6 protein-coding genes are annotated in these 5,840 nt (G+C 62.8%); 1 reads left to right on the top strand and 5 read right to left on the bottom strand.

Annotated features, from left to right (window positions below; translation table 11 throughout):
- From WCB02_RS16990 to WCB02_RS16980, 3 genes are all read right to left on the bottom strand, one after another.
- A partial coding sequence (locus tag WCB02_RS16990) for a hypothetical protein (protein ID WP_423959722.1) occupies nt 1–308 on the bottom strand: 308 nt, incomplete at its 3' end.
- Complete coding sequence (locus WCB02_RS16985; RefSeq protein ID WP_423959720.1) at nt 298–642, bottom strand: hypothetical protein; 345 nt, start codon at nt 640–642, stop codon at nt 298–300. The genes WCB02_RS16985 and WCB02_RS16990, both read right to left, overlap by 11 nt.
- Before the next feature lie 253 nt (nt 643–895).
- Nucleotides 896–2,287 (bottom strand): ammonium transporter, encoded by a 1,392-nt coding sequence (locus WCB02_RS16980; RefSeq protein ID WP_423959718.1) that lies wholly within the window; start codon nt 2,285–2,287, stop codon nt 896–898.
- 590 nt (nt 2,288–2,877) lie between these two features.
- On the opposite strand from WCB02_RS16980, the gene WCB02_RS16975 reads away from it, so the two are divergent.
- Nucleotides 2,878–4,230, top strand: coding sequence for a protoglobin domain-containing protein (locus WCB02_RS16975; protein WP_423959714.1), 1,353 nt, complete (start codon nt 2,878–2,880; stop codon nt 4,228–4,230).
- 281 nt (nt 4,231–4,511) lie between these two features.
- On the opposite strand, the gene WCB02_RS16970 is transcribed toward WCB02_RS16975, so the two are convergent.
- Together WCB02_RS16970 and WCB02_RS16965 are read right to left on the bottom strand one after the other, a co-directional pair.
- Complete coding sequence (locus tag WCB02_RS16970) at nt 4,512–4,643, bottom strand: hypothetical protein (protein WP_423959712.1); 132 nt, start codon at nt 4,641–4,643, stop codon at nt 4,512–4,514.
- Between the two features lie 905 nt (nt 4,644–5,548).
- Nucleotides 5,549–5,840 (bottom strand): hypothetical protein (locus tag WCB02_RS16965; protein WP_423959710.1); only part of this gene is annotated, 292 nt, incomplete at its 5' end.

Here is a 5,840-nt window from a genome sequence, read left to right as displayed (position 1 = left end):
GCAACGCGCCGGCCGACGGTTGCAGCCACGCTGCGGTGCACCTGGTCGACCAGCGCTGCCTTGACGTTGGCGCCGTCGGCGCGGGAGGCCCGGCGCGTCAGATGCGACAGCGCGACCGGGCTATCGCTCCATACGAAACGGACCGGCGGTTGTAAGCCGGCGGCACGATAAGCCAGCCGCCCGCCCTCCTCGGCGGCGTCACGGTCCGCGGGCTCCGTCGACCTGCGGATCGCCACCCACCGCGCGCGATAGCGGCTCAGCGCGGCGCTCTGCTCGGAGGTGAGTGCAGCATCGACCTCAGTCGGCAAGGATGCGCGCATCCCGTGGTCCGAGCTCGCGCTGCCGGCGCACCCGATAGGTGCCCTGCCGCAGCGTGATCGGTGCATGTTCCTGATGCGTCACCCATGCATAGGCCGAACCAACCTGGAGATGTCCGACATAAAGCCCCGCCGGAATGTCCCGGGCCAGCCTGTCGTCGCGAAACAGCTTCACCCTCTCCCGGATCGCGTGGCTGTGGCCGGTGGCCTCACCTTCCAGGAGCACCATCGCCGCGCCTTCGGCATTTTCCGCAACCGCGCCAGAGGGCGCCACATCGTCCACCCGCTCGAGCAGCAGGTCACCTTGTGCGAAGATCTCGGTCATCGTGCCATCTCCTTGATGCTCAAACACCCGTCGTGGGTGCCAGTGCCTGGATTGCTTGCTCCCTGGAGCGCAATGGGGTCCAACCCGCCACCGCGCTCTCTCTTTATTGTTTTGCGCGTGATCCTAGCCGAAACCGCGATCGCCCCGCAATAAACCTGCCGGGAAGCGGATGCCTTGCGGATCAGGCTCGCGCGCCACGCCCGCGATCGGGACAGCCGGCGCGCCCTGAATGGCGCGCCGGCTGGTCTACACGTCACTGCACCACTTCGCCATGCAGCGCGAGGTCGAGACCTTCGCGTTCGATGTCCGACGACACCCGCAGGCCCACGAACATCTTGATCACGAACAGGATGATCAGACTGACCACCGCGTCATAGACGAAGACGGTGGCAACGCCGATGCATTGATTGAAGAACTGCCCGACATTGCCTTCCAGGGCACCCGCCGTGCCGCCATATTGCTCGACCGCGAACACGCCGGTGAGCAGCGCGCCGACGATGCCGCCGATCGCATGCACACCAAAGCAGTCCAGCGCGTCGTCATAGCTGAACATGTGCTTCAGCCCGGTGCAGCCCCAGTAGCACACGACGCCCGCCGCGACGCCGATCGCAAAGCCGCCGACCGGCCCGACGAAGCCGGATGCCGGCGTGATCGCGACGAGGCCCGCGACCGCGCCCGAGCAGATGCCAACCACCGTCGGCTTGCCCTTCAGCGCCCATTCCACCAGCATCCAGGTGAAACCGGCAACCGCGGTCGCGATCTGCGTCACCAGCATGGCCATGCCGGCCTGCATTCCCGCCGTGACGGCCGAGCCGGCATTGAAACCGAACCAGCCGACCCACAATAGCGAGGCGCCGATGAAGGTCAGCACCATGTTGTGCGCCGGGCCCGAGTCGGTGCGCTTGCCGAGCATGATGGCGCACATCAGCCCGGCGACGCCGGCGTTAATATGCACGACGGTGCCGCCGGCGAAATCGAGCACCTTGACCCAAGCCGCATCGTTGCCCGACGAGAAGATGCCGTCGGGACCCCAGACCCAGTGCGCGATCGGCGCGTAGACGACGATCGCCCACACGCCGATGAACCAGAGCATGGCCGAGAATTTCATCCGCTCGGCAAAGGCGCCAGCGATCAGCGCCGGCGTTATGATGGCGAAGGTCATCTGGAAACAGATATAGACGCTTTCAGGGATGGTCGGGGCCAACGGATTGGGATTGCCGATGCCGCCCTTGCCGATGTCGCTCAGGATGTCCTTGAGGAACATCCGATCGAGCCCGCCGATGAAGGGCGTGCCGGGGCGGAAGGCCAGGCTGTAGGTCACGGCCGCGAACAGGATGGTGATCAGACAGGTGACGGCGAAGCTCGTCATCACGGTGTCGCCGACGTTCTTCTTGCGCACCATGCCGCCATAGAACAGGCCAAGCCCGGGGACCGTCATCATCAGCACCAGCGCGACCGACGTGAGCATCCATGCGGTATCGCCAGAATTCGGCGTGCAGTTCTCCAGAATCTTGCCACCGCAGGCCGCCGGGGCCGCGTCCTGCGCGAATGCGATGTCAGCGAATGCGAGATAGAGGACCACGATCCCCAAAAGTAAGGCTCCAAGTGTCACGAGCCGTCGATGCGCGTACTTCCCCAATTCCATCGTCTTCTCCTCGTCCCAAGAGAGTTTCAATGCGTGGTTTGGTGTGAGTTCTGCGGTGTGGTCGAGTTGCGTGCCAGGTCGTCCCAACAACGCCCGTACCAACGCGCTGCCCGTCCGCCTGAAGACGGCGGCGGGGTCTATCCCAATTTTTGGCGCGACATTTGAGGCGCTCGATGCTGCGGCAAAGCCGTCGAGCTCGGATAGACTTGGATTAGCGACGACTGGCCGCATGGTTATCGGCGTTTCCCTTGACGCCAAGGGCCGGACAACGTCCACGACGCCTCCGCCTCTCGTTCTTACTTTAGGATGAGTCAAGAATTATGCCATCTGCGATGCAGAGCTAAGCCACTGAATCGCCTGCAGGGCTGCATTCGCATTTATGGCAGGCAGGCTGACCCTTGCTCTTTTTGACCGCAAATGCAGCCCAAAAAATTAGCAATTGCGTAACCTTCGCGCAGGTCACGCCGGTAATAAAATCCGGTCGGGTCGGTATTGTACGGCAGCACGTTCAAGAGCGCTTAAACATATTCACGTTATCAAACATAGCGGGCGCTTCGCCCCGTCGCCGTTTTGCCATCCGCAGGACTCTGATGACCGATCACCCATCTCTCCGATCACGCCTGGAATTCATCGGCATCGACCGCGCGACGCGCGAGGCGCTCCGCGAATTGCAGCCGCTGATCGCCAAGGCGCTGCCGTCCGTCCTCGACCGGTTCCATGCGCATATCGCCAGGTTTCCCGAGCTGGCCAAACTCTTCCCCATCGAGGCAAATGTCCGTCACGCCAGACAGGCCCAGATCGAGCACTGGAGCGAGATCGCGACCGGCAGGTTCGACGAGGCCTACGTCAAGTCGGTGACCCGGATCGGCGCGGCGCATTGCCGGCTGGGCATCGCGCCGAGCTGGTACATCGGCGGCTATTCCATGATCGTGACCGGATTGCTCGAAGCCATCGAGGCCGAGATCGGCAATGGCTGGTTCGACGGCCGCGCGGCGCGCGTCAACAAGGCCAGACTCCTGGGCGCGATCACCCGCGCGGCGATGCTCGACATGGATCTGTCGATTTCGGTCTACCTGGAGGCGGCCAAGCAGCAGTACCAGACGGCGGTCCGAAGCCTGACCGGCAGTTTCGAGACCGCGGTCCATGAGATCATCACGACCGTCGCCACCGCTTCGGGCAAGCTGGAGACATCGGCGGGCAGCCTGACCACGACCGCGGAGGCGACCCAGCAGCTTTCGGTGGCGGTGGCATCCGCCTCCGACCGCGTCTCCTCCAATGTCCAGTCGGTGGCATCCGCCGCAGAGCAGATGGCATCCTCCGTCGACGAGATCGGCCGGCAGGTCGCGGAATCGACCAGCATCGCGGAAGACGCGGTGCGCCAGGCCGAGCAGACTGATGCCGGCATCGGCGAATTGTCCCGCACGGCCGAGCGCATTGGCGACGTGCTGAAGCTGATCACGTCGATCGCGGGACAGACCAACCTTCTGGCGCTGAACGCCACCATCGAGGCGGCGCGGGCCGGCGATGCCGGCCGCGGCTTTGCGGTGGTGGCCTCGGAGGTCAAGGCCCTGGCCTCGCAGACCGCCAAGGCGACCGAGGAAATTGGCCAGCAGATCGTCGGCATCCAGACCGCGACGCAGGCGTCGGTCGCGGCGATCAAAAAAATCAGCGGCACCATCCGCCAGATGTCCGACATCGCCGCCGGAATCGCAAAGGCCGTCGAGCTGCAGGGCGCCACCACCAAGGACATCTCGCGCAATGTCCGCGAGGTCGTCGGCGGCACCGCCAAGGTCGCCACCAGCATCACCGAAGTCAACCGCGGCGCCGGCGCAACCGGCTCGGCCTCCACCGAAGTGCTGGACTCGGCGCACGCGCTCACCAAGGAGAGCGACCGACTCAAGCTGGAGGTGGACAAATTTTTGCAAGCGGTGCGGGCGGCGTGATCGGGCGGCTGGCCGGGGGGGGGGAAGTTGAATTGCGGGACAGTGCGAATTGTTCGGCCGGTGCCGAGGTTCGGCTCAGCGACGATATTCTGGATCCAGATCGATCAAATCGTCCCGCCGGGTGTCGACACTGCCTTGAACGAGGCCAATTACAACCCGTCCGCCCTTCTGAATGAAGGGTTGCGTCGTCGGCCGATATCGGACCGCACCGCCGCGGAGCGATAGCCAAGCGGCATGGCGATACCGCCGCCATCGCCGTCAAGACGCGCCGCGTGGCACTTTCACAAAAGCCAGACGCACGTCGCGATGATTGCGAAAATTCCAAGCGCCAACACGGCGGTATCCAGAATGACGCCAATGATCAGCTCACCCCACGGGGATAAGAGCCGCGCCATCGCCAGCAACGCAAACATGGGGAACAACGCTTCGCTAGACTAACACACAGGAAATTGCCTTCCGGCAATGTCAAGTTGAACTGTTCCGGTGTTATTACGGTGTCGTCAAGATTCTTCCGCAGAAAGATCGTGATTGTCTCATTTTAGACAGCACGGCGCCGCGTCTTGTCGTCTACGCCATCGCGAGGGCGCCGCGTCGGTCGGACTTTGCCTGATATGCGGCCAAATCTTTGCAGATTCGCAACCCCCTGAAGGAGAATTTTCGGTGCAACGGCGCCCCGTTCGACGTTATGCGTCAGCATTACTTCCCCTTGCTCCTCAGTCCTCAGTCAGCGAGGTGGATTGATCGGGATGATTCGCGCGGACGAGATCGGCCGGCCCCTATTCGAGCAGCATCGCTCCATCAAGAGATCATGAGCGCGCGTTCGTATCGCGCGACGGTGGGCAAAGTCATTCATGGACCGCAAACCGCGTTATAGGCGCAGGGTGCGTTCAGCTGACACCTAACAAAACGCGCTGTTGCTGACGGGACGACGCGTTTCGCGTTCCGACATCACGATGCCGGTCCGCGGCAACGAAATCGAGTTAGTCACCAGAGAGCCGACTGCTCGTGGAGCGCACTGCGCTTCAACGAGATCGAGGCAACGCAACGTGCGGCCCACCTGCAACAATGATTGGAGGCGGTCCGCGTCAGCCGGAAATAAGGCCCTCAGGGTGCACAATTTCCGAACCGGGCGGGCACTTCAGTTCGGTCCCGAATAGCCTTTGCGGAAAACCGTTCAAAAGCCGAGCAGCGCGAGGCCAACCCAGGCAAACACAAACATCGAGCAGGTGATCGCCGCAGCCGACGCCAAGGCTGCGATGGATTTCAGCAGTCGCATGGATAGATCTCCCATAACCGAACTCTACTCCAGGATCTGTCCTCAATGATGGCGGGAACTCGCGTCGATGAACAAAGTAGCAAGCTGTGGCGGCACTGCTACATCGCGGGATCGCCGGCTCGCTAATCCAGTAAGATTCCGGGGTTGTGAGAGGAGTGCAAAAGGAAGATACCATCGCGCAGGTTGAGACTCCAGAATGGAGGCCGCGTGAGTAAGCATCATCGTATCCAGAGCCAGGATATCCTTCGCCAGCGACGTGATCGCAGAGCCAGGGTTTGCCACTATGGCCTGTTCGACAGCGCCGGTTGCGCCCAAGTTCTGCACCTGCTCCACC

The sequence above is a fragment of the Bradyrhizobium sp. genome (assembly GCF_049581145.1).
In the GTDB taxonomy this organism is placed as follows: domain Bacteria; phylum Pseudomonadota; class Alphaproteobacteria; order Rhizobiales; family Xanthobacteraceae; genus Bradyrhizobium.
Note: the sequence above shows the minus strand (reverse complement) of the source record. Positions and strands in the feature narration are given on the sequence as shown.